The sequence below is a fragment of the Cryobacterium sp. TMT1-2-2 genome (genome assembly GCF_004403505.1).
Lineage (GTDB): Bacteria > Actinomycetota > Actinomycetes > Actinomycetales > Microbacteriaceae > Cryobacterium > Cryobacterium flavum.
On record NZ_SOGS01000007.1, the window covers coordinates 24,473 to 49,167 of the forward strand.

15 protein-coding genes are annotated in these 24,695 nt (G+C 66.0%); 11 read left to right on the forward strand and 4 right to left on the reverse strand.

What is annotated here, in order from left to right; genetic code table 11:
• The first annotated feature begins 34 nt into the window (after positions 1–34).
• A complete protein-coding gene (locus E3T35_RS05390) occupies positions 35–2,311 on the forward strand; it encodes a transglycosylase domain-containing protein (protein WP_134378092.1) in 2,277 nt (758 codons plus the stop codon).
• 31 nt (positions 2,312–2,342) lie between these two features.
• Here the strand turns inward: E3T35_RS05390 and dnaE are convergent, their stop codons facing one another.
• Entirely contained in the window at positions 2,343–5,837 is a 3,495-nt protein-coding gene (gene dnaE / locus E3T35_RS05395) for a DNA polymerase III subunit alpha (protein WP_134378093.1), read from the reverse strand.
• Positions 5,834–6,106 carry a hypothetical protein gene (locus E3T35_RS05400; RefSeq protein ID WP_134378094.1) on the reverse strand — a complete coding sequence of 91 codons (273 nt, stop codon included), beginning with the start codon at positions 6,104–6,106 and terminating at the stop codon, positions 5,834–5,836. Before E3T35_RS05400 ends, dnaE begins: the two co-directional genes overlap by 4 nt.
• 223 nt (positions 6,107–6,329) lie before the next feature.
• Between E3T35_RS05400 and E3T35_RS05405 the strand changes: the two genes are divergently transcribed.
• From E3T35_RS05405 to fdhD, 7 genes are all read left to right on the forward strand, one after another.
• Entirely contained in the window at positions 6,330–7,469 is a 1,140-nt protein-coding gene (locus E3T35_RS05405; RefSeq protein WP_166789844.1) for a sugar diacid recognition domain-containing protein, read from the forward strand.
• Between the two features lie 75 nt (positions 7,470–7,544).
• Entirely contained in the window at positions 7,545–8,717 is a 1,173-nt protein-coding gene (locus E3T35_RS05410; RefSeq protein ID WP_134378095.1) for a glycerate kinase, read from the forward strand.
• Between the two features lie 29 nt (positions 8,718–8,746).
• Positions 8,747–10,105 (forward strand): GntP family permease, encoded by a 1,359-nt coding sequence (locus tag E3T35_RS05415; RefSeq protein ID WP_134346669.1) that lies wholly within the window; start codon positions 8,747–8,749, stop codon positions 10,103–10,105.
• 184 nt (positions 10,106–10,289) lie between these two features.
• Positions 10,290–12,311: a PhoX family phosphatase gene (locus E3T35_RS05420; protein WP_241987899.1), complete on the forward strand. Its 2,022-nt coding sequence runs from the start codon at positions 10,290–10,292 to the stop codon at positions 12,309–12,311.
• A 181-nt stretch (positions 12,312–12,492) separates the two neighbouring features.
• Positions 12,493–13,710: a formaldehyde dehydrogenase, glutathione-independent gene (fdhA, locus tag E3T35_RS05425; RefSeq protein WP_092339684.1), complete on the forward strand. Its 1,218-nt coding sequence runs from the start codon at positions 12,493–12,495 to the stop codon at positions 13,708–13,710.
• 251 nt (positions 13,711–13,961) lie between these two features.
• Positions 13,962–15,080: a GTP 3',8-cyclase MoaA gene (moaA, locus tag E3T35_RS05430; protein ID WP_134346671.1), complete on the forward strand. Its 1,119-nt coding sequence runs from the start codon at positions 13,962–13,964 to the stop codon at positions 15,078–15,080.
• A gap of 50 nt (positions 15,081–15,130) precedes the next feature.
• Positions 15,131–15,982 carry a formate dehydrogenase accessory sulfurtransferase FdhD gene (gene fdhD / locus E3T35_RS05435; protein ID WP_092450710.1) on the forward strand — a complete coding sequence of 284 codons (852 nt, stop codon included), beginning with the start codon at positions 15,131–15,133 and terminating at the stop codon, positions 15,980–15,982.
• 6 nt (positions 15,983–15,988) lie between these two features.
• On the opposite strand, the gene E3T35_RS05440 is transcribed toward fdhD, so the two are convergent.
• Positions 15,989–18,289, reverse strand: a complete 2,301-nt coding sequence (locus tag E3T35_RS05440) for an FdhF/YdeP family oxidoreductase (protein WP_134346672.1) — start codon at positions 18,287–18,289, stop codon at positions 15,989–15,991.
• 207 nt (positions 18,290–18,496) lie between these two features.
• Between E3T35_RS05440 and E3T35_RS05445 the strand changes: the two genes are divergently transcribed.
• The 3 genes from E3T35_RS05445 (at position 18,497) to E3T35_RS05455 (ending at position 23,952) form a co-directional block, all read left to right on the forward strand.
• Positions 18,497–19,891 carry an OFA family MFS transporter gene (locus E3T35_RS05445; RefSeq protein ID WP_104090659.1) on the forward strand — a complete coding sequence of 465 codons (1,395 nt, stop codon included), beginning with the start codon at positions 18,497–18,499 and terminating at the stop codon, positions 19,889–19,891.
• A gap of 432 nt (positions 19,892–20,323) precedes the next feature.
• The gene (locus tag E3T35_RS05450) at positions 20,324–22,642 is read left to right on the forward strand and encodes a glycosyltransferase (protein ID WP_134378096.1); all 2,319 of its coding nucleotides are present in this window, start codon (positions 20,324–20,326) and stop codon (positions 22,640–22,642) included.
• Positions 22,639–23,952: a glycosyltransferase gene (locus tag E3T35_RS05455; RefSeq protein ID WP_134346675.1), complete on the forward strand. Its 1,314-nt coding sequence runs from the start codon at positions 22,639–22,641 to the stop codon at positions 23,950–23,952. The genes E3T35_RS05450 and E3T35_RS05455 overlap by 4 nt, the downstream gene beginning before the upstream one ends.
• A 92-nt stretch (positions 23,953–24,044) precedes the next feature.
• On the opposite strand, the gene E3T35_RS05460 is transcribed toward E3T35_RS05455, so the two are convergent.
• Entirely contained in the window at positions 24,045–24,629 is a 585-nt protein-coding gene (locus E3T35_RS05460; RefSeq protein WP_134378097.1) for an NTP transferase domain-containing protein, read from the reverse strand.
• Positions 24,630–24,695: the final 66 nt, after the last annotated feature.

Consider the following 24,695-nt stretch of genomic DNA (forward strand, 5'->3'; position numbering starts at 1 on the left):
CTGATCGACTCAGTTGGGGGTAAACGTGGTGCAAGTGACCGAGGTTCCAGCCGGCGCGGCCCAATCGTGGCGGCGTTCTCTGCACGGCGTTCTCGGCGGGATGCTCGGATTCGTCGCGATGAGCGCGGTGGCCGGCATTCTGGTCACCGTGTCGGTAACCCCTGTCGTTGCGCTCTCGGGTATGGCTGCCAGCAATACCATTTCGGTGTTCGAGAATCTGCCCGGCTACATCAACATCGAGCCCCTCTCGCAGAAGAGCGACATTTTTGCGACCCGCAGTGACGGAACCTTCGAACTGCTCGCCTCGTTCTACGATCAGAATCGCATCGAGGTGGGGTGGGATGCGATCAGCCAGTTTGCGAAGGATGCCGCGGTGTCGGGAGAAGATCCACGGTTCTACGAGCACGGCGGGGTCGATTTGCAGGGCACCCTGCGGGCCACGGCAACGACGGTGGCCGGGGGAGACACCCAGGGCGGGTCATCCATTACCCAGCAGTACGTGAAGAACGTGCTGGTGCAGAAGTGCGAGGTGATCACCGACAAGCGCGCACACGATGCCTGCTACACCGCGGCGACCGAGACCACGCCCGACCGCAAGCTCAAAGAGATGCGGCTCGCCATCGGGGTCGAGAAGAAGTACAGCAAGCACGACATCCTGCAGCAGTATTTCAACATCACCGGCTTCGGTGGCACCGTCTATGGCATCGAAGCCGCCGCCAACTATTACTTCAACAGCACCGCGGCCAACCTCACCCTGCCGCAGGCGGCCAGCCTGGTGGCGATCGTGAACAACCCGGTCAAGTTCCAGCTCGACAAGCCGGCCAGCGAGACCAATGGGGCCGCCAACGGTTACGCCGCGAACAAGCAGCGCCGCGACTACATTCTGCGTGAGATGCTGCGCCACAAAAAGATCGCCAAGGCCGACTACGAAGCGGCCCTGGCGGCACCGGTCGAACCCGTGATCACCGAACCCAGCACCGGCTGCCAGACCGCCGCAGCCAACGCGTTCTTCTGCGACTATGTGACCAAGATTCTGCAGACCGATCCCACCTTCGGCGCCGACGCTGCCACCCGCATGCTCAACTTTCGCCGAGGCGGCTATGACGTCTACACGACCCTCGACCTCGACGTGCAGGGCGCGGCCGTGACCACCATGAATCAGCAGGTTCCCAAGGTCTACGCCGGCGGGGACGTGGGCGCGGTGATCACGAGCGTGCAGGTCGGCACCGGCCGGGTGCTGGCCATGACCCAGAACAAGGACTACAGCCAGGACCCCACGGTGCAGGCGACCGGTGCCAACTACACCGGAATCAACTACGCCACGGACTTCGCCGAGGGCGGTTCGAGCGGATTCCAGCCGGGGTCGACCTATAAGGTCTTCACCCTGGCCGAATGGCTCAAAGAAGGGCACTCGCTCAACGAACGCGTGGACTCCCGGCGCAAGTCCAACTGGGGCACCTTTCAAGACAGTTGCCTCGGGCCCCAGAATTACGACAAGGAGAAACCACCCTTCAACCCGCGCAACGACGCCAACGAATCCGGTGCCAACTACAGTGCGCTGCAAGCCACCGTCGGCTCAATCAACACCGGCTTCATCGGCATGGCGAAGCGGCTCGACCTCTGCGGTATCCGCAAAACTGCGGAGGCGTTCGGTGTGCACCGGGCCGACGGTAACCCGCTGTCGCAGTCCGCAGCAACCGTGATCGGAACCAATGAGGTTGCGCCGCTGACCATGGCCGTCGCCTTCGCCGGCATCGCCAATAAGGGCGTCACCTGTTCGCCGATCGCCATCGACCGTATCGTCGACCGCGGCGGCGTGGAGGTCGCGGTGCCGCCGTCGGTCTGCACGCAATCGGTGGATTCGACGGTCGCCGCCGGCATGGCCTACGCCATGCACCGGGTGATGACGAGCGGCACCGGACAACAATCCAACTCGAATACGAAACCGAATGTACCGATGATCGGCAAGACCGGAACAACGGATGGCGCCAAGGATACCTGGATGAGCGGCGCAAGCACCAAGGTGGCCACGGTAGTCGCCGTGGTGAGTGTGACGGGATCACTCAGCCAGCGGCGGCAGTTCTTTGGGCGTGACCAGATCGCGACGGCGCGGCACCGCATGTGGCCGGTCGTGATGTCGGTCGTCAACGCCAAGTACGGCGGTGATGCCTTCGACGAACTCGCCCCCAAGTACATTCCACCGCCCGTGGTCGTGGCGCCACCGGTCGTGGCGCCACCGGTCGTGGCGCCGGTGGCTCCGCCGGCCGCACCCGCCCCGCCGGAGACGGCTCCGGCGCCGCCGGGCCAGTAGCGCCCGGCCAGCGGTGCCGGCCGCTTGTTGGCTAGGCACTCTGCGCCCCAGTGAGCTGGTGCAGGGTACCGCCGCCCGAAGACTGCTGCGCCGGGGTGCGCAGCAACGGATGCGCCGCAAGTTCGGCGGCGTAGGCGGCAGCACTGGCCGCTTCCTCCGCGGCGGCGCGTTCAACGGCGTGGCGTTCCTTCACCTGGCGGGCCACATCGAACAGGTTCCACAGATTCTCCCCGGTCACCGACACTCCCTTGGCGCCGGAGCGCCGTGTTCGACCGCGCACGAGCATGTAATTGGTCTGGAACACCTGCCCGCCCACCCGTTCCTGTGCGTCGTGAAAGAACACGACGTTCGCGACCGGGCCGGTGCCGTCGTCGAGGCTGATGAACACCACGCGGCGGCCGCCGCGCATCGGCGGCGTGTTCGTAGCCCGCCGCACCCCGGCGAGCAGAACCTCGGTGCCGCCGGGCAGGTTGCCGAGCTCGCTCGCCGGCGTCACCCCCAACTCCTTGAACAGCGAGTGAAAGCGTTTCATCTGGTGTGATCCGACGGCCAGGTTCAGATCGAGCAGCTCCAGGTCGGTCTGGGTTCGACCGCGCAGCTCGAGCGAGGTGATGGCACCCGCACGGTCGCCGGAGTAGCGCGGCACCGGCAGCTCCACCTCGAACGCGAGCTGGTCGGCACGAATGACCACGGCCGTGCCGCGCAACGACTGAATGTGCGCGAGTAGCTCGTGCCGCCGGGCCCGGTCGTAGCCGATGAACGTGTCGAGGGCGCCGACCCGGGCCAGCGCTTCGAACGTGCGCCTGCGGGGGTGCACCCGGTCACGAAAGTCCTGCAGCGACCCAAACGGCTGGTGCTGGGCAATGCGCGCCCGCTCGGCTTCGGTGCTGCCGACCAGCTCAGGCAGCGCCAAACGGATGCCCTGGCTCCCGTCGGCGAGATCTTCCACGCGGTAATCCAGCGCGCTCGACTGCACGTCGAGGGGGAGCACCGGCACCCCGAGCACCCGGGCTTCGGCCACGATGAGGTCTTTGGGCCACATGCCGGGGTCGTGGGTGAGCAGCCCGGCCAGGAAGGCGGCCGGATGGTGGGTTTTCAGCCAGGCCGACTGGTAGGTGGGCAGGGCGAAGGCGGCGCCGTGCGCCTTGGCGAAGCCGAAGCTACCGAACCCCGCAAGCACCGTCCAGATCTGGTCGATCACCTTCACGCTGAAGCCGCGGGCGAGCGCTTTCTCGCGCAGATACTCCTCGATCTGGGGGAGTTGCTCCGGCTTCCCCAGATGGCGGCGAAAGACATCCGCTTTGCCGAGGCCGCAGCCGGTGAGTTCGTCGAACAACCGCATGACCTGTTCGTGAAAGATCACGACGCCCTTGGTTTCGCGCAAAATAGGCTCGAACCGGGGGTGAATGTAATCGGGCGCGACCTCGCCGTGCCTGGCCTGCAAATATTTGAGCGGCATGTTGTTTTTCATCGGGCCGGGTCGAAACAGCGAGATCTCCACGGTGAGGTCGTTGAACACCTCGGGTTGCAGCTTGCCGACCAGCTCCATCTGGCCGGGGGATTCGATTTGAAAGATGCCGAGGGTGCGGGTGGAACGAATCAGCTCGAACGTTTTCGCATCGTCGAGCGGCACCCGGTCGAGGTCGATGCTCTCGCCGGTGAGCCGGTGGTGCTCTTCAACAGCGTGCGCCATGGCCGACTGCATGCGCACGCCGAGAATGTCGAGCTTGATCAGGCCCATCGGGTCCATGTCGTGCTTGTCGTACTGCGACATGGGCAGGCCCATGCCGCTCGCCTGCACCGGGGTGCGGTCGAGCAGGCTCGCGTCGGAGAGGATCACGCCGCAGGGGTGCACCGAGATATGCCGGGGGAGCCGGTCGAGTTTCGCGGTGAGGTCCACCAGCAGATCGAGTTGCTGCGATTCGCGCACCTCGGTGGCGAGGGCCTCGAGTTCGGGTTTCTCCTCGAGGGCGCGGCGAAAGTCGCGGGCGTTGAACCGCCACATCTGCTTGGCGATCACGTTGATCTGGGCGTCGGGCAGGCCGAGCGCGAGGCCGGCGTCACGCACGGCGCCGCGGCCCCGGTAGGCGTTGGTCATCGACATGAGCGAGACCCGGTCGCTGCCGAAAGCGCGAAAGACCTCGCGGTAGATATCGTGCCGCCTCGCTGACTCGACGTCGATGTCGATATCGGGCAGGGTCTGGCGCTCGGGGGAGAGAAAACGCTCCCAGAGCAGGCCGTTCGCGATCGGTTCGACCGAGGAGGTGTGCAGCGCATAGTTGAGCACCGACCCGACCCCTGAACCGCGGGCCTGAATGCGGATGCCCAGTCCGCGAATAATGTCGGCCACCCGCGACACGGTGAGAAAGTAGCTGGCAAAGCCTAAGTGTTCGACCGTTTTCATCTCGTGGGCGAGCTGATGGTGGGCCGCTTCGACCGCGCGTGAGCCGCTCGCCGAGTACAGCTCGGCGATGCCGCTTCGGGCGCGGCGCCACAGCTCGGTGACCGGGTCGCCGGTGACGCCGATGATGCGCGCCTCCGGCATGCGCGGACGGCCGAGGCCGATGTCGCTCACGGGGTCGAGGCTGCAACGGTCGCCGAGCTGCTCGGTGTCGCCCAGCAGTCGTTCGAGCGCCCCGTTGTCGTGCAGGCCGGCGTCGACGACCATGCGGGCCACCTGGCGCATCGCGCCGGCCGGTTTGAGCCAGGCCTGACCATTGGTTTGGGGGGTTTCGAGCTCGGCGAGCGGCAGCAGAAAGCGGGCGGCATCGGCAAGGTCGGCGGTGACCGCCTCGTCGGGGGTGCCGTAGCGCACGGCATTGCTGAGCACCGCCGGCAGTCCGGCGTTCTCGGCCAGGGCGAGCATGCGCGTGGCCGGAGTGACACTGCCGACGGTGCCGCTTTCGGCGAGGTGGCAGACGATTTCGAGCACGACGGTGCCTGCGGGCAGGGCGCGCTGCCAGTGGGCCAGCCGCGCCGCGGCATCTGAATTGTCGCGGCGGCCGATGGCCAGGCCTACGTCGGAATCGGGGCCGAGCAGCACGGTGAGGGAGGCCAGGCCGGCCAGGTCGGCCAGGCGGGCGCGCGAAATGCTCGGGCCGGCAGCTGCGCCGTGGGCGGTGCTGTGCTGGGCTGTGCTGTTCTGGGGTGCGCCGTGGCCGGCGGCGCCGTGCTGAAGTGCGTCTCGATCGGTGCTGTGGGCGGCACTGACCGCGCGGCAAAGTGCGGCGTAGCCTCTACCCGCCGTCTGGCCGTGGGCGAGTACGACCACTCGACCGAGCGGGCGATACTGGTCGTCGTGCACGGCGAGTTCGGCGCCGAGCCCGGGGCGGATACCGGCGGCCACGCAGGCGCGCACGTGTTTGACTGCGCCGTAGAGTCCGTCACGGTCGGTGACGGCCAGAAAATTCGCGCCCTGCGCGGCCGCCTGCTCGGCCAGGGCTTCGGGAAGCGTCACCCCGTAGTGGGTCGAGTAGGCGCTCGCGACGTGCAGGTGACTGAAAGTCGTCCCCGGTGCGGTGCTCATCCCCAGTCCAATGCTAAAGTCCAGGACCCGTCGGTGCCGCGGCGCAGGTCGTAGCGGTGCTGCTCTTCGCCGCCACGGCAGGCATCGAGCCGCCACAGTTCGGTGTCGATGCGGGTGGGGGTTCCCTCGTTTTCCCACCACCGGGTGCGTTTGAATACGGCCTGCGGCTGACCGATGACGGTGTGTTCGAACCGATTCCAGATGAACGCGCACGGGTCGCCGTCGGGGGACAGCTCAACGTCGACCGGTGCGTCAATAATGTGGGGCAAGGTGGGCTCCCTAGGCTCGTGACGGGTGGCTCGGGGTGGGCGATAATGGTAAAAACCTGATGAGCGATGGTTAAAAAACTCCAACAATGAGTTCGAGCAAAATCTCGTCGAAATCAACTGCTATCGAATATGTTTTCTAAGTAAAAGTGTATGTCACTCCACTGATATGCGCCATGGGCGGATGCTCGTGAGACCGCCGGAGCCTGCGATCTACGATGGTCAAATGACCGACGCAATACCGAACGGCACCGCACCGACCGGCAGTGCACCCGGCACCGCACAGATCACCCGTGAGCTCGCCCAGCGCCTGGTGGAGCAGGTCGCGCCGAGCCTCGTGCACAACGTCAACATCATGGATGCGGGCGGGATGATCATCGGCTCACTGGACGCTGCCCGCATCGGCACCCTGCATGACGGGGCCCGGGATGCCGCTGTTCGCGGGGAAGCGGTGCACATCGCTCCCGGCGACGAGCATCAGGGAACCCGGCCGGGAGTGAATATTCCGTTGATCGTCGACGGACAGGTCGTGGCCGTCGTCGGGGTTACCGGAATCCCCGCCGAGGTGCTGCCGGTCGCGCAGGTGCTCGTGCTGACCGTTCAGATGCTGCTCAGCCAGGAGCGGCAGCGCGATAACGCGTCGTGGCGAGAATCCGCGATTCGGGACATCCTCGGGACCCTTGCGCGGGGTAATCTCACCGAGAGTCGCCTGATGGCGGGCTTGCGGGGCATCGACGCGCCACTGCAGCCACCGTGGAACCTCATTGGAATCGTGGCCGAGAACCAGTCGGTGGCGCTGCTTCGTGGGTTGCGCGAGTTCACGGGAGTGGTGGCCGCCGACATCAACGGTGCCGTCTGGGTGCTCAGCGGATCGTCGTCTGCGCTGGGCCACGAGCTGCTTCGACAGCGTCTGCAGCGCTCCGGCGAGCCGCCCCTGCGTTTTCTGATCGGACGCGTCGGAGCCACCATGCACCAACTCGCGAGCGACGCTGAACGGCTGGGCGCGCTGCTGGCCCGGCCCGGGCTGCTCGAGCTGGTAGACGTCGGGTCCGAGACTCGCCTCGACGCCCTGGGGCTGGAGCTGGCGATCGCCGGCCTGCCCACCGCTATGATGGAGGATCTCGCTGAATCGGTGCTCGCGCCGCTCAGCGCGGCCCTGAACGAGACGGCGCGGGTGTTCCTGCAGGCCGAACTGTCGATCGCCGGTGCGGCGCGGGAACTCGGCGTGCACCGCAATACCCTCGTGCAGCGACTCGACCGCATCGAGCTGCTGACCGGCCTCAACCTCCGACAGTTTCACGCCGCCGTGCGGATGCGGGTCGCACTGGCGGCCGATGCCGCTCGTTATGTGCATGATGCACAGTAAATGGCTCATGATTTGCCGAGAAATGTGGTGTGATTCCACCTGAATATGTGTCTGGTTGTGTTCTAGCCTGAATCAATGCACGATCGCACGGCGCTGAAGCCGCTCACCATAGTCATCGCGCCGGACTCGTTCAAAGGAAGCCTCAGCGCGGCCGAAGCCGCCGCCGCCATGGCCGAGGGTGCCCGCGACGCCGGCCTCGCGCTCGGCAGGCCCGACCCGCAGCTGATCCTCTGCCCAATGGCCGACGGCGGCGAGGGAACGCTCGATGCCATCGCCGCAGTCTGGGGCGTCCTGCCCCGCACCATGCTCACCGTCGACGCGCTCGGGCGCAGCCGCTGGGCTCGCTACGCCACCTCGTCCGACGGCCGCACGGGCCTCATCGAAGCGGCCGAATCCAACGGTCTGCCCCTGACAGCGGATGCCCAGCCCCAGCCCCAGCGCGCTGACAGCTTCGGCGTCGGGCTGCTCGCCCGCGAACTGCTCGATGAGCAGGTCGACGAGATTCTGCTCTGCGTCGGCGGCTCCGCCAGCACCGACGGCGGAACCGGTCTGCTCGCCGGGCTCGGCGCGCGCTTTCTCGACGCCGCCGGCAAACCGGTCGCGCCCGGCGGCGCCGGCCTGGCCGAGATTGCGTCCATCGATCTGACCGGCCTGCACCCGCGCTCCCGCGAGGTCAGCTGGCGCGTCGCGGTCGATGTGAACAACCCGCTCTGCGGCACGAACGGCGCAGCCGCTGTGTTCGGCCCGCAAAAGGGCGCGCAGCCCAACGATGTCGTGGAGCTCGACGCGGGCCTGGCCCACCTCGCCGCCATCGTGCTCGCTGAAACCGGCGAGAACATGCAGGGCCGGCCAGGCGCCGGAGCGGCCGGCGGTATGCCGGCCACCCTCGTGCCGCTGCTCCACGCCGAGCTGGTACCCGGTTCCACCCTGGTAGCGGATGCCGTGGGCCTGGCCGACAAGATGGCCCGCGCCGACCTCGTACTCACCGGTGAAGGCAGCTTCGATTCCCAATCGCTCGGCGGCAAGGTGGCCGTGGCAGTCGCACGCCTGGCGCCGACCGGATGCCCGGTCGTTGTCATCGCCGGGCGGGTGGCGCTGTCGCCAGCCGACACCGCGGCATCCGGTGTCAGCGCCGCATTCTCGATCGCCGGCGGACCGGCGACCCTCGACGACCTGCAGGAGCACGCGGCCCAACGCCTACGCGAGACCACGGCGCAGGTCGTTTCCTTCTTTCTCCAGACCCACTAGTTCCACCCTGAAATAGAAAGGCCGTCTCAATGCTGAGCATCGCCATCCTGGTGGCTCTCGTCGCCGCCATCGTCTTCGCCACCGCGAAGCTGAAAATCAATCCCTTCCTGGCGCTGCTCGCTGCGGCGCTGGTCGGTGGTTTCGCGTTCGGTCTGCCGGTTGACACGATCGCCCCGACCATGACGACGGCCTTTGGGGCCACGCTCGGCAATATCGGCCTGATCATCCTGTTCGGCACCATCATCGGCGTGATCCTGGAGCGCACCGGCGCCGCGATCGCCATGGCCGAAGCGTTGATTCGCGTGTTAGGCACCCGGTTTCCGACGCTGACCATGAGCGTCATCGGCTTCATCGTGTCGATCCCGGTGTTCTGCGACTCCGGCTTCGTCATTCTGAACTCCCTCAAGAAGTCGCTCGCCGCCCGGGCCAAGGTATCGCTCGTAGCCATGACCATCGCCCTGATGACCGGCCTGTACGCCACCCACGTTTTCGTACCGCCGACTCCCGGCCCACTCGCCGCCGCCGGCAACCTGAACATCATCGACCAGCTGGCCCTCATCATCGGCTTCGGCCTGATCGCCGCCGTGGTCTCGGCACTGGCCGGACTGCTCTGGGCGAACCGGTTCCTGAAGAAAAACATCGAGCTCATGCCCGAGCCGAGCGGCGAGGAGAGCGAGCAGGACTACGAGAAGATTCGCGCCGCCTACGGCAAGCTGCCCAACGCCTTTCTGGCCTTCCTGCCGATTCTCGCCCCGATCCTGCTGATCTGCCTCGCATCGATCGCCAAACTGCCGGCCGCGCCCTTCGGCGACTCCGGCCTGTATATCGCCATCGTCTTCGTCGGCACCCCGGTCATCGCCCTGGCCGTCGGCCTGATCGCCTCGCTGTTCCTGCTGCGCGGTAAGGGCAAGCTCGACGCGTTCGGCGATCGGGTGACCGAGGGCATCCGCATCTCGGCGCCCATCCTGCTGATCACCGCCTCGGGCGCCGCCTTCGGAGCCGTGCTTGCGGCCTCCGACCTCACCGACTTTCTCGGCAGCACCCTCTCGACGCTCGGGCTCGGACTGGCCGTACCGTTCCTCATCTCGGCCGCGCTCAAGACCGCGCAGGGTTCATCCACGGTCGCCATGGTGACCACGTCGGTGCTGCTCCTGCCGCTGCTGCCGGCCCTCGGCCTCGACTCCGACCTCGGCAAAGTGCTCTCGGTGCTCGCGATCGGCGCCGGAGCCATGGTCGTCTCGCACGCCAACGACAGCTTCTTCTGGGTGGTGTCGCAGCTCAGCCGTATCCCGGTCGCGACGGCCTACCGCACGCTCACCCCGGCGACCGCCATCCAGGGCGTCGCCGGTTTCGCCGCCGTCTGGGTGATCGGTCTCATCGTTCTGTAACACTGATCGGCACCGAACGTTCATATTCGGTTCACCGTGGAGTCACCGGGTGGCGGGAGGGTGGTTCTGCCCCCAGTTCGGGGTTCACCAAACCATCAGGAGTGCCCGCATGTTGAATCGTGAAGCCAAAGATCTCCGTCAGAGCGTCACCGATCGTGACCGGCCGCTGATCCCTCTGCTACCGATGGATGGCCATACGCTCGGTAAGCGCAGTGCGGTCACCTGTCACCTCAAGTGTGCAGACGCCTGCTTTCACCCGGTGCCCAATGAGAGCACGAATGACTACTTTCGCGACATCGTCGGAGCGGCCCTGAGCCGCCGTTCCCTGCTCGTGGGCGTTGGCGTCGGCGCTGCGGCGATCGTACTGGGGGCTGGCCAGACGACTCCCGCGTTGGCGGCACCGGGCGGTCCGGCCGGCGGCGGCCTCGCGTTCACGCCGATCGCGCCGGTTCCGGCGGCCGTCGATGCCTTCTCGGTACCGGCGGGGTATTCCTGGAACCCGATCATCCGCTGGGGCGACCCGCTGTTCGCCGCCACCGACGTGTTCGACCCTGATCACCAGACCGCCGCGTCGCAGGCCTTGCAGTTCGGCTACAACAACGACTACCTCGCCATTCTCGAGACCAAGGGCCGTTCCGGCACCCTCGTCACCAACCACGAGTACACCAACGAAGGCATCATGTTCGCCCCGGCCACGACACCGGCCGAAGCGGATGAGCAGCGTCGCGTCGCGATGATGGCCCACGGCATGTCCGTGGTCGCCCTCGAACGAAAGCGTGCCGGTCAGCCCTGGACCTACCGGGTCGGTGACCGCCTCAACCGTCGCATTACCGCGAGCACCCCGTTCACCGTCACCGGTCCGTCCGCCGGCAGCGACCTGCTGAAGACCAGGGCAGACCCGGCCGGCCGCACCGTGCTCGGCACCCTCGGCAACTGCGCTGGCGGCACCACACCCTGGGGCACGGTGCTCTCCGGCGAGGAGAACTTCAACGGGTACTTCCGCACGCCGGGCACCAGCGCAGCGGATGCCCGCTACGGTCTCGCCAACCGCCCCACCGGCCGGCTGTGGGAGCAGGTCGACAACCGGTTCGACGCCACCATCGCCGGCAACGAGAACGAGCCGAACCGGTTCGGCTGGATAGTGGAGATCGACCCGGAGGCGCCGAACGAGCCGCCGGTCAAGCACACGGCCCTCGGCCGGTTCAAGCACGAGGGCGCCAACGTCATCGTCGGAAAGACCGGCCACGTCGCCGCCTACATGGGCGACGATGAACGCTTCGACTACCTCTACAAGTTCGTCTCCTTCGATCGGTTCGATAAGAAGAAGGGCCCGAAAGCCCGCACCCACAACAAGACCCTGCTCACCCGTGGCTCCCTCTATGTGGCCCGCTTCACCGGCAACTCGCCGGCCGGCGAGATCACCGGCACCGGTCAGCTGCCCGCCGACGAAAAGTTCGACGGCACCGGCCAGTGGGTCGCGCTCGTCATCGACGGCGTTTGCCAGGTGCCCGGCTTCAGCACCGACGACGCCCTCGTGAACACCCGGCTGGTAGCGGATGCCGTCGGCGCCACCAAAATGGACCGCTGCGAAGACGTCGAGCCGAGCCCGGTGACCGGCAAGATCTACGTCGCCTGCACCAACAACACCGACCGTGGCCTGCCGGGCAAGGAGGGCGCCACCGAGCCCAACCCCCGCGCGATCAACCGGGATGGCCACATCGTGGAGATCACCGAAACCGGCTCCGACGCCACCGCGGTGACCTTCGACTGGAACCTGCTGCTCGTCTGCGGCGATCCGAAGACGAACACGAGCACCTACTTCGCCGGTTTCCCGAGCGAGAAGGTCTCGCCCATCTCCTGCCCGGACAACGTCGCCTTCGACGCCGAGGGCAACCTGTGGATCTCCACCGACGGTGCCCCGAGCACGATCGGATTCTGCGACGGCCTGTTCAAGGTGCCGCTCACCGGCCCCGAGCGCGGGCGGGTGCAGCAGTTCCTTTCGGTGCCGCGGCAGGCGGAGACGTGCGGGCCGGTCATCCGCTCTGAGCAATCGATGGTGTACGTGGCCGTGCAGCATCCGGGGGAGAACGGCAGCTGGGCCGCCCAGTCCAGTCGATTCCCGGACTACGTTGCGCTGGGTGCTGCGGCGCCGGCCGGTGCGTGGGCGGGGCCCCGGCCATCCGTTGTGCAGGTCTGGAAGTCCTGAGTCGTTCCCCGATCTGGTCGTCCCGTAGGCCAGAACGGGGGGCACGAACTGGGAGTTGGCTGATTGTAATTTCTGAAAACCGTGGTGAAGTAAAAGGGCTGCAGTCACAATCGGCAGCGCTCACCCAATGTGGAGAAGGTCGTCTGACTTGCTCCGCGAAGAAAAACGAGGAAGGTAGTTCATGACGGGGAACAGAGCAGTTGCCTACAAGAGCGCGGGAGTCGTCGAGGTCATCGACATCGATTACCCCACGTTTGAACTCAAAGACGGACCGGGCGTCAACCCGGCCAACGTCGGCCGCAAGGTGCCGCACGGTGTGATTCTCAAGACCGTGACCACCAATATCTGCGGCTCGGACCAGCACATGGTGCGTGGGCGTACCACCGCACCGAGCAATCTGGTGCTGGGGCACGAAATCACTGGCGAAGTGGTCGAAGCCGGCCCCGACGTGGAATTCATCAAGGTCGGCGACATCGTGTCGGTACCGTTCAACATCAGTTGCGGTCGCTGCCGCAACTGTAAGGAACGTAAGACCGGCATCTGCCTCAACGTCAACCCGGACCGTCCGGGTAGTGCCTACGGCTACGTCGACATGGGCGGTTGGGTGGGAGGCCAGGCCGAGTACGTGCTGGTTCCCTATGCCGACTGGAACCTGCTGAAGTTTCCCGACCGGGACCAGGCGCTCGAGAAGATCATGGATCTCACCATGCTGTCCGACATCTTCCCGACCGGCTTCCACGGGGCCTATACGGCCGGTGCCGGCGTCGGAACCACCGTGTACGTGGCCGGAGCCGGCCCGGTGGGCCTTGCGGCGGCCGTCTCGGCGCAGCTGCTCGGTGCGGCCGTCGTCATTGTCGGTGACATGAACGCGGATCGTCTCGCGCAGGCCCGCAGCTTCGGCTGCGAGACCATCGACCTCACCAAGGGTGAGCCGGGGGAGCAGATCGAGCAGATCCTCGGCGTGCCAGAGGTCGACGCCGGTGTTGACGCCGTGGGCTTCGAGGCGCGCGGCCACGGCAAGGACGCCGATCACGAGGCTCCGGCCACCGTGCTCAACTCGCTCATGACGGTCACGGCAGCCGGCGGTGCCCTCGGCATTCCGGGCCTCTATGTCACGGGCGACCCGGGCGCCAAGGAGAAGGCCGCGCAGGTGGGCTCGCTGTCGATTCGGCTCGGCCTCGGCTGGGCCAAGTCGCTGTCCTTCACGACCGGCCAGTGCCCGGTGATGAAGTACAACCGCCAGTTGATGATGGCGATCCTGCACGACAAGGTGCAGATTGCCAAGGCCGTCAACGCCAAAGCCATCAGCCTCGAAGACGCCCCGCGTGGCTACGCCGAATTCGACGCCGGCGCGGCGACGAAGTACGTGCTGAACCCCAACGGTTACGTCAAGGGCTAACAGCAGATAGGTGAACGGCCCGCTCGGGAATTCTCCCGGGCGGGCCATTCCTGTATCGGCGTCATCAGCATCCGCGCGCCGTGTGGCTTATTCAGGAAATCCGACCCGAATCTGCGCGAATAACGTCGGATCCGCTCAGAAATTGAAATAAATTCCTGAATTAGCCACGGATTCAAGCCGCGAGCCGCGGCATCCGCTTATTACTGGTGTTCTGGGTATCTCCGGGCGGAGCGCGGGGTTAGGGTGGAAACATGACCGGCGCCGACCTTGCAGAACCAGCTCCGCGCTTCTATCGAGAGCGCTCGGACATTCCGGTGCACCTTGAAACGCCCACCGGCACCGTGACCGACCGGCTGAACCGGCCGTTGCACGACCTGCGCCTCAGCGTCACCGACCGCTGCAACTTTCGCTGCGTCTACTGCATGCCGAAGGAAATCTTCGGCCGGGACTTCGCGTTCATGGAACACGACGAACTGCTCAGCTTCGAGGAACTCACCCGGCTCGCGCGCGTGGCCGTCGCCCATGGCGTTGAGAAGATTCGGCTGACCGGCGGTGAACCACTGCTGCGTAGGGGGCTTGAAGACCTCATTGCCCTGCTGGCCGAGCTGCGCACCCCCGACGGCCGTGAGATCGACATTGCCCTGACCACGAACGGGTCGGCGCTGGCCCTGAAGGCGCAGGCGCTCAAGGATGCCGGCCTGAAGCGCGTAACGGTGTCGCTCGACTCGCTCGACGACACCACGTTTCGCACCATGAACGACGTGAAGTTTCCGGTCGCCAAGGTACTGCACGGCATCGATGTGGCCCAAGCGGTCGGCCTCGGCCCGATCAAGGTCAACATGGTCGTGCAGCGCGGCAAGAACGACCAGGACATCGTGGCCATGGCCCGTCATTTCAAGGACACCCCGTACATTCTGCGGTTCATCGAGTTCATGGACGTGGGCACCAGCAACGGCTGGGAGATGGGCGCCGTCGTTCCGTCGAAAGATGTCATCGCGCGCATCCACGCCGAGCTGCCGCTTGAAGAGATCGCCCCGAACTACAGCGGCGAGACCTCCCGCCGCTGGCGCTACCAGGACGGCGGCGGGGAGATCGGCGTCATCTCGAGCGTCACCCAGAACTTCTGCCAGACCTGCTCGCGCGCCCGCGTGTCGACCGATGGCAAGCTGTTCACCTGCCTGTTCGCCACCGAGGGCCACGACCTGCGGGCGCTCATGCGCGGCGGATGCTCCGACGCGGAACTCTCCACCGTTATGGCGCACCTGTGGCGGGAGCGCACCGACCGCTATTCGCAGCTGCGGAGCGCGAAGACCAGTGAGCTGCGGGCGTCTGGTGCCAAGAAAATCGAAATGTCCTACATCGGCGGCTAATCGGCAAGGCTGGAGTGCGGTAACGGCACCAGCGTTTTGGAGACTTTAGAATGAACAGAATTACCGCGCGACGCAAAATTACCCGAATTACCGTCGGTGCCCAGCCTCTGGCTGGCGAGGACCTGCTTGCCGTCGAAGAACCGCTGGAAATTCGAGTGAACGGCCGCCGCCTTGCCGTCACGATGCGTACCCCGGGTAACGACATCGACCTTGCGGCGGGGTTTTTGGTCTCGGAGGGCGTCATCACGCAGGGCGACGATTTTAATTCGGCCCGCTACTGCGCTGGGGCGATCGACGGGGTCAACACCTATAACGTGCTGGACGTCACCCTCGGTGCCGGCGTCGCGCCACCGGAACGGAGCTTGGAGCGCTCCCTCATCACCAACAGCTCCTGTGGCCTGTGCGGCAAGGAGAGCATCGATGCCGTGCGCACCAAATCAGTCTTTGAGATAGCGGATGACGCGGTGCGAGTGACTGCCGAATTGCTCACGACTTTTCCCGACAAGCTGCGCGCGGGGCAGAACGTGTTCGAGAAGACTGGCGGCATTCACGCGGCCGGCCTGTTCGATGCCGCTTCCGGCGAAATGCTCGTGCTGCGCGAAGACGTCGGCCGGCACAACGCCGTCGACAAGGTCATCGGCTGGGCGGTCAAGGAGAACAGGCTGCCGCTGACCGGCACGGTGCTCATGGTATCGAGCAGGGCGAGTTTCGAACTCACCCAGAAGGCCCTGATGGCGGGCATTCCCGTGCTCGCGGCGGTCTCGGCGCCCTCGTCACTCGCCGCGGAGTTCGCCGTCGAGGTTGGCATGACCCTGGTCGGCTTTCTCCGCGGCAACTCCATGGTCGTCTATGCCGGCGGCGACCGGATCATCGACGCACACAGTGACGAGCAGGCCGCCTGACTCAGGCTAGGCAGCAGCGCCGGCCGGAACGAAGCGCACGGTCATGGCCTTGTAACCGGGGGTGTTCGATTCGCGGGCCACGAGCTCGCGGTGCATGAGTGCGTTCGCCTCCGGAAAGTACGCAGCCGCGCAGCCGCGCGGTGTCGGATAGACCACGAGGCGGAACGTGTCGGCTCGGCGCTCGACGCCCTGGTACGTGCTGATCACGTCGACCATATCGCGGTCGGCGAAGCCCAGCTCGGTGACATCGTCTTCGTGGATGAGGATGACGCGACGACCGTTCTTGATACCGCGGTAGCGGTCGTCAAGACCGTAGAACGTTGTGTTGTACTGGTCATGGCTGCGGATGGTCTGCAGAATCAAGTGACCCTCTGGCGCCGACAGGTACTCGATCGGGCTCACCGTGAACCGGGCCAGACCAATATCGGTGGCAAAGCTGCGCGTATCGCGCGGCGGGTTGGGCAGCACGAACCCATTCTTGGTCTTGAGCCGAACGTTGAAGTCGACGAAGCCGGGTACGACGCGGGAGATGTGGTCACGAACGACGTCGTAGTCTTCCGCCATCGCCTTCCAATCTACCGGGTGGTCTTCTCCGAGCGTGGCGTTGGCCATGCGGGCAATGATCACCGGTTCGGCGAGGAGGTGCTCAGACACCGGCTCGAGGCGTCCCTGCGTGGTGCGAACGACCGACATCGAGTCTTCCACTGAGAGCACCTGGCGGCCCGACGGATGCTTGTCATCGGTATCCGTTCGGCCGAGCGTCGGCAGGATGAGCGAGGTCAAACCGTGCATAACGTGCGAGCGATTGGGTTTGGTCGACACATGCACGGTGAGACCGACGCGCTGCATGGCTTTCTCCAGCAGGTCGGTATCGGAGCAAGCCAGGGCGAAGTTGCCGCCCATGGAGACGAATACGTCGACGCGGTCGTGCACGAAGGCATCCACCGTGTCGACGGAGTCGAGGCCATGCTCCCGCGGGGATACGATGCCGAACTCGGCGTCGAGGGCGGCGAGCATGGGCTCCTTCGGCTTTTCCCACACGCCCATGGTGCGGTCGCCCTGCACGTTGGAGTGGCCGCGCACCGGGCAGGCGCCTGCGCCGGGCTTGCCGAAGTTGCCCTGCAGGAGCAATAGGTTGATGATCTCCTTGAGGGTGTTCACCGAGTGCGGCTGCTGGGTCAGTCCGAGCGCCCAGCAGATGATGGTGGCCTTGCTCGCGATGAGCAGTTGCGCCACCGTCTCGATCGCGGCACGGTCCAGGCCGGTGGCCTTTTTCGTTTCGGCCCAGTCGATCACCGATCGGGCGGCCCGATAGGCCTCGATTCCGTCGGTGTTCGCGGCGACGAACTCGTGGTCGATGACCGACCCCGGTACGCGGGCCTCCTCCTCGAGCAACAGATGACCGAGCGCCTGGAACAGGGCCAGGTCACCGCCGACCTTGATCTGCAGAAACTCATCAGCCAGGTTGGTGCCCTTGCCGACGACGCCCTTCGGAGTCTGCGGGTCCATGAAGTTGAACAGTCCCGCTTCGGGCAGAGGGTTGACGGCCACAATCTTGCCGCCGTTGTCCTTGCATTCGGCCAAGGCCGACAGCATGCGCGGGTGGTTGGTGCCCGGGTTCTGGCCGACCACCATAATGAGTTCGGCCTGGTGGATGTCTTCGAGCGAGACCGTACCCTTGCCGATGCCGATCGTGGGGTTCAGTGCTGAGCCGGAGGACTCGTGGCACATATTGGAGCAGTCGGGCAGGTTATTGGTGCCGATCGACCTGGCGAACAGCTGGTACATGAACGCCGACTCGTTGGCGGTGCGGCCAGACGTGTAGAAGACGGTGCGGTCGGGCACCGTGGCGCGAATCTGCTCACCGATGAGTTCGAAAGCATCATCCCAGGAGATCTGCGAGTAGTGCGTGTCGCCCGGGCGAATGACGACGGGGTGCGTAATGCGGCCCTGGTTTCCGAGCCAATACTCGGTCTTGGTGGCGAGCTCGGCGATGGAATGCTCTGCCCAGAACGCGGGCGTCACCGTGCGTAGCGTGCTCTCTTCAGCGACGGCCTTCGCGCCGTTTTCGCAGAATTCTGCGGTCTTGCGATGTCCCTGGGATTCCGGCCACGCGCATCCGGGGCAGTCGGTGCCGTCGCGCTGGTTGAGGCGCAGCAGCGACCGTGCGGTGCGAACGATACCAGCCTGGGCAATACCCCGATCGAGCGCCACCGCAACGGCTTGGATGCCCGCTGCGTGGGTCTTGGGCGCGGTGACGACAAGATTATTTTCGTTGATGTCGTCGATAGGTGCTGAACGTGTCATATATCTATCCTGCCTTGCCGCCAAGGGGAATTCCCCCGAATTACCAAATGGGCGAGATTTTGGAACGAAATGTGCTCGATGAATCCTCTAGAATTGCCTCCGCAGACTATTAAGTCAATCCGTTTGCGGAGTACGTCCACGGCCATCGTGGACAGCCGAAACGCACAGCAGAGTCGCTATCGCCATACCGGCAGCAAGGATATCTCCATGAGCTGGCTCGACCGAGACCGCACCATCGCTCCACCCGGATTCAACCGCTGGCTGATTCCGCCGGCCGCACTCGCCGTGCACCTCTGCATTGGCCAGGCCTACGCCACGAGTGTTTACAAGACCGCGCTTGTGGCGCACTTCGACGCCAGCCTGGTTCAGATCGGGGTGATCTTCTCGATCGCCATCGTGATGCTCGGCCTTTCGGCGGCCATCATGGGCACCTGGGTCGACACGAACGGGCCGCGCAAGGCGATGTTCGTCGCTGCACTGTTCTGGTCGGGCGGATTCCTCATCGGTTCGCTCGGAATCTTTACGAACCAGCTGTGGCTGGTCTACGTCGGCTACGGCTTCATCGGCGGTATCGGCCTCGGCATCGGCTACATCTCCCCGGTTTCCACACTCATCAAGTGGTTTCCGGACCGCCCGGGCCTCGCAACCGGCATGGCCATCATGGGCTTTGGCGGCGGCGCCCTCATCGCCAGCCCAGTGTCGACGGCGCTCCTCAGCTTCTATGACCCCAACTCCGGGGCAGCGAACTGGGTGGCAAGCGGCGACTCCGTGGGCAAGCTTTTTCTCACCCTCGCCGTGATCTATCTCGCGTACATGATGTTCGGGGCTTTCACGATCAAGGTTCCGGCTGCTGATTGGGTGCCGGCCGGTTTCGATCCGTCGAAGGTGCGGGTCAAGGCCCTCGTCACGAGCAACCACGTTTCAGCCAGGAACGCCATTCGCACGCGTCAGTTCTGGCTGCTCTGGGTCGTCCTGTTCTGCAACGTCACGGCCGGTATCGGTATTCTCGAGCAGGCCGCACCGATGATTCAGGACTTCTTCCGGCAGAGCGACGGCAACTCGCTGGTCTCGGCGGCCGTTGCCGGAGGCTTTGTGGGCTTGTTGTCGCTCGCTAACATGGGCGGACGATTCGCCTGGTCGGCCACGTCGGACAAGACCGGACGCAAGAACATCTACATGGTGTACCTCGGCGTTGGCACGGTGTTGTACGTGCTGCTGGCGCTCTTCGGATCGAGTACGACGGCGCTCTACGTTGTACTGGCCTTCGTTATCATTTCTTTTTACGGTGGCGGTTTCGCTACAGCTCCGGCCTACCTGCGGGATTTGTTCGGAACCTTTCAGGTGGGGGCCATCCATGGTCGCCTGCTGACGGCCTGGTCGGCGGCCGGCATTGCCGGTCCGCTCATTGTCAACTCGTTCCTCGATGCTCAGGGCGCTCCGGGTGAGTTGACGGCCGCGGCCTATCAGCCGGCCCTGCTCACCATGGTTGGGCTGCTCGTTGTTGGTTTTGTGGCGAACCTTTTCGTGCGACCGGTTCACACCGACTTTCACGAACCCGAAAAGCCGCTCGTCGGTGCAACAGCTAGGAAGGCGCACGCATGAAGGTTCTAAAAGTCATCGTGGCTTGGGCGCTGGTAGGGATCCCGCTGGCCTTTGGCATTTCTCAGACACTCGCGAAGGTGACGGCCCTGTTCGGCTAAACCCGGGTCGGGCAACGCGCGTCACCAGCATAGAGTCACGCTCCATTCATTGGGGCGTGACTCTATTCGTATTCCGGCAACGGATCGAGAATTTCGCTGCAAATCCGGCGCTTTCAGGCGATGTGAGAAGTCTCCCAGCTTTGAGGCCCTAATTCATGCCATGATGGCGAGTGGGGAATTAGCTAACTCAGCTAGCTAAATCTGTTCCGGCCACATCAGTGCTCGGATTCCTGAGTTTCTCGGCGTGGACTGGCCGAGGGAAGCCCCGTTCACTCGCGGCGTGCCCGAATCGCCGCGATCGATCCGCGGAGAAGTCCGCGGGGAGGAGAAGCTCGTGGCCACCCACACTGCCCTAGACGAGCAGCGCTCTGCCGCCACCATTCTCGACGGCATCCGTCGGGCTGACGATCTCACGGTGGCGGCTGCACGCGACGGCGGTGTTCGCGCCGTGCGGCTGCTGGCTCAGGCGGCGACCGACCCCGCCGATCAGCTCACCGCCATTGCAGCGGTGCACGCCCTCGCCCAGGTCTTCGACGACTCGGCCGACGAGGTTCTCGTGGCCCTGTTGCACCACGACTCGGCGTTCCTGCGCGAGCACGCTGCCTGGGCGCTCGGCACCCGGCTGCCCCGCTACGACGCCATTGCTGGGCTGGTCACACTCGTGCGGCAGGGCGGTTTCACCGGCATGCTCGCCCAGCGCACCCTCGAGCAGTGGGGCTCCTCCGCTGCAGATCAGGTAGGCCTGTTCCTCGAGGGCATCCTGCTCGGCACGAGCGAAGCGGATGCCCGCGCCCGCTTGGTCGAGACCATCGGCCTTATCCCCGGGCGCGTACCGGAGCGCCTGCTGCGCCGCGTCGCCGTCGATCGCACCGAGAAACTGCACGCTCGCGTCGCCGCCATCGCGGCACTCGGCGACCGGGCCCCGACACCGACCGTCATGTCGTTGCTCTCCACGCTATCCCAAGCTGATGCCCTCACGCCCGGTGCCGAGGCTCCCGACGAGGCCCACGATGACAAAGCCCACGACGACAACGCCCCGGACGACAGCCTCGAACTCGCCGCGGTCGCCCGCCTGGCCCTGTTCGACCTCACGGCCACGGCGGCCCCGCGCGGATCGTGGCAGCACGGCAGCCAGAGCGCCACGATCGCCCAGTTGTTCTTGCACGCCGACATCGACGGTGAGCTTTCTCAGGTAGGCGTCGGCGACAATGGCGGCATCGCCACACTGCTGGTGCGCCTCGGCGACGCCCTCGTCGCCGGTCCGGCCGGGGGGCCGGACTCTGCGGCAGCCGGGGTCGACCGGGTCATCACCATCTCCCGCGGCACCCACGAGTACGCGCTCGACGCTCTCTCCGACGTCGGATCGACCCAGCCCGGGCACTCGTTTGCGGCCGTTCCGTTCGTCGGTAGTCCGGTGCCGTCGATCGACGCGTGGCCGCGCCGGGTAGCCGCGCAGCGCGGCATCCGTCGTATTCTGCGCTCGGCCGGCACGGTCGACGCCATTCACCTGCGCATGGCCGACGTCGGCAGCCTCGCCGCGGCCACGGTCGCCCGCGACCTCGACATTCCGGTGGTGTTCACCGTGGCACCCGACCCGCACGGCGTGATCGACTCTCTCGAATCGAGCGGCGCGCTCACCCGGGCCAATTTCGGCGCCGTCGACGCGGTCGAACACTTCTGGTTTCGCGCCCGCCTGGTGCAGCGCCTCGCCGCGGATGCCGCCCACACAGTGCTGTTTCCGCGCCCGCAACTGCAGCAGGACATCGAACGACTGATCGGCATCGACATCGATGCGCACCCCGAACGTCACTCCGTCATTCCCGAAGGAATCGACCTGGCAGTGATCGACCGTTCGCGAACGGATGCCCTCGGCTCGCTCGGCCTCACCGGCGGCAGCCTGCTGGTCTCCCGCGCCGCCCACGCGCGGGCCGCCGTCGAACCGGCCGCCGTGGCCTTCGACCAGCTCGACGCCCTGCTCGGTACGCTCCCGTCCGAGCGGCGCGGACTGCCGCTGCTGATCAGCGTCGGCCGACTGCACCGGGTCAAGGGTATGGCCGCCCTGGTCGAGGCGTGGAGCAACGATCCGAAACTGCAGGCTCGCTGCAACCTGCTGATTGTGGGTGGCGACCTGGAGCATCCGTCGCGGGATGAAGGCATCGAGCTGCAACGCATGCAGGCAGCAGTGGCGGGCGCCGAAGCATCAACTCGAGGCCTGCTGCTGGCTGGACACCGCGCCAACGACACCGTCGCGCGCTGGCTTGCCGCCGCCCGTTATGGACGCCCCGGCCTCGCGGCTCCGTTCGGCGTCTATGTCTGCGCGAGCATGAAAGAGGAGTTCGGCATTGCACTGCTCGAGGCGATGGCCACCGGGCTCACAGTGGTTGCCCCCAACGGCGGCGGACCGGCGACCTACGTTGAGCACGGCGTGACCGGGTTGCTCGTCGACACCGGTGACTGCGACGCCTTGGCCCACTCCATCACTGACGCGCTGACCCTGGCGGCGGGAGCGCATGGTGGCGCCAACGCGGCACGGGCTCGCAGCATGGTCGCGAACAGGTTTACCATCGAGGCCATGGCGTCGACCCTGACGGAAGTCTACAGTGACGTTGCTCTGGCCAGCGAGCCGATCGCCTGGGAACTGAGCGTGTCGTGACCCTTCTGATCATCAGCCCGGACTACGCCTCGCACCTGTACCCGCTCGCCACGCTCGGTACCGCCTGGGCGCAGGCCGGCGAACGCGTCGTGGTGGCGACCGGTCCGGCGACGGCCGACATCGTGACCGCGTTCGGGTTCGAACGGGAGAATCTGCAGCTGGGCCGCGGCTCCAACCCCGGCACGATCCGGGCCGAACAGCAGCCCGTCGGTGAAGACGATGCCCTGCGCGGCTTCTTCGACGCCACCCGCCGCGGCATGGTTGATACCCTGCGTTTTCAAGCCAAGGCGCGCAGCAGCGACCTGCTCTACAATCCGGTAGAGATCGCCCGCGAGGTGCAGCGCATCGTCGCCAAGGTGCGGCCAGACCAGATCATCGTCGACCACCTCGCCTTCAGTGCCCGGCTCGGCCTGCTCAGCGCCGGAGTGCCGCACGCCGACGTCGTGCTCGGGCATCCGTCGGCCTTGCCCGTTGAAACCGAGGTCTATGGCTACCCGCCTTCTTGGCCTGCCGTGTTCGCGCCCGATGCGACTGAACTCACCCTGCTCGAATTGCAGTGTGAGGCTGTGCGGGATTCGTTCACCCTCCAGTGGAATGACGCCCTGCATAAGCTTGACCCTCAGGCGACGCCGAGCCGCGACGCCTTCCAGGAGTGCGGCGATGTGCTGCTTCTCAATTACCCGGCCGAACTGCACGCCCCCGAGCGCACCAAGGCGCTGCCGCCGCACGTCTTTCTCGGCTCCGCCGTGCGCACCGAAGCCGTCGATCCCGAGGTCGAGGCGTGGCTGGCCGCAGATTCGCTGCCCGTGGTCTACGTCAGTTTTGGAAGTTTTCTCTCGGTACGTGGTGATGTGCTCACGCGCGTTGCCGCCGCCCTGAGAGGCCTGCCGGTGCGGGTCGCTCTCGCTGTCGGGGCGACTGATCCCACAGTGCTCGGGCCCATCCCCGACTCCTGGCTGGTGCGCGGGTTCCTGCCGCAGGTGCGCCTGCTGCAGGATGCCGCCCTCGCCGTGACGCACGGCGGCAATAATTCGGTTACCGAGGCGATGCGCGAGGGGGTGCCGCTCGTCGTGCTCCCGTTCTCAACCGACCAGTTCGCCGGGGCGGCCGCCCTCGACGACGTCGGCTTCGGCACGTCTCTGCCACCCAACACCGCGACCGTTCTCGACCTGCGGGAGGCCTGTGAGCGGATGCTGCGCCTCACCGGCTCCGCGCGCGCCCGCCTCGACTTACTCGCGGTGTCATTGACCCTGCAGTCCGGAGCCTCGCGCGCCTACGCGGCAGTCACCCGGGTGCCCGCCCGAGGTTAGCCCCTTCTCTCCGGGACCGGGCACGGAAGCTGGGCCCAGGATAGATCATGGTCCCGGTTTCCTAAGCTGGGCCCGGCCCTCTACACAACCGGTCAGTTCGGCCGGTCGACATCAACTCCGGTGCCTAGATCGCCGCACTCGACGGCCTCGGCCGCGTGCGAGCGCAGATAGGGACCGGCGCCGGAGTCACCGGTCGCACCAGCCATGAGGGGCTCCCAGTGTGCGCGGCCGATCACGACCGGGTGACCGGGTTGCCCGGCGAACCGGGCCTGGCGCAGGGTGGTCTCGGTGCTGGTGCCGATCATCCGCTCGATCGTCGCCTGATTCAGGTCGGGCACATCCACCGGAACCACGGCGACGCTGGTCAGACCGGGCTGCTCGAGAGCGCAGAGCAGCCCGGCACGCAGCGAGGCAGAGAGCCCGTCGGCCCAATCGGTGGCCTGCACGACTAGAACGGATGCCGCAGGCGTAAGCAGCGCCGCGGCCTCGGCCCCGCGCGCCCCCAGTACCACGATCACGGGGGAGCAGCCGGACGCTGTCAGGACATCGATGGTGTGCCGAAGCCAGGAGTGCCCGGCGGCGTCGTGCACGAGCGCCTTCGGCTGACCGTAGCGTGAACCGGCCCCGGCGGCGAGCACCAGCCCCGCGGCGTGGCTGGCGGGCTGCGGCGTCTGCATGCTTGCCATCGTACGGGCCAATCCTGCGACGGTCACGATCCCCCCACCACGGGGGTGACTGGGCGT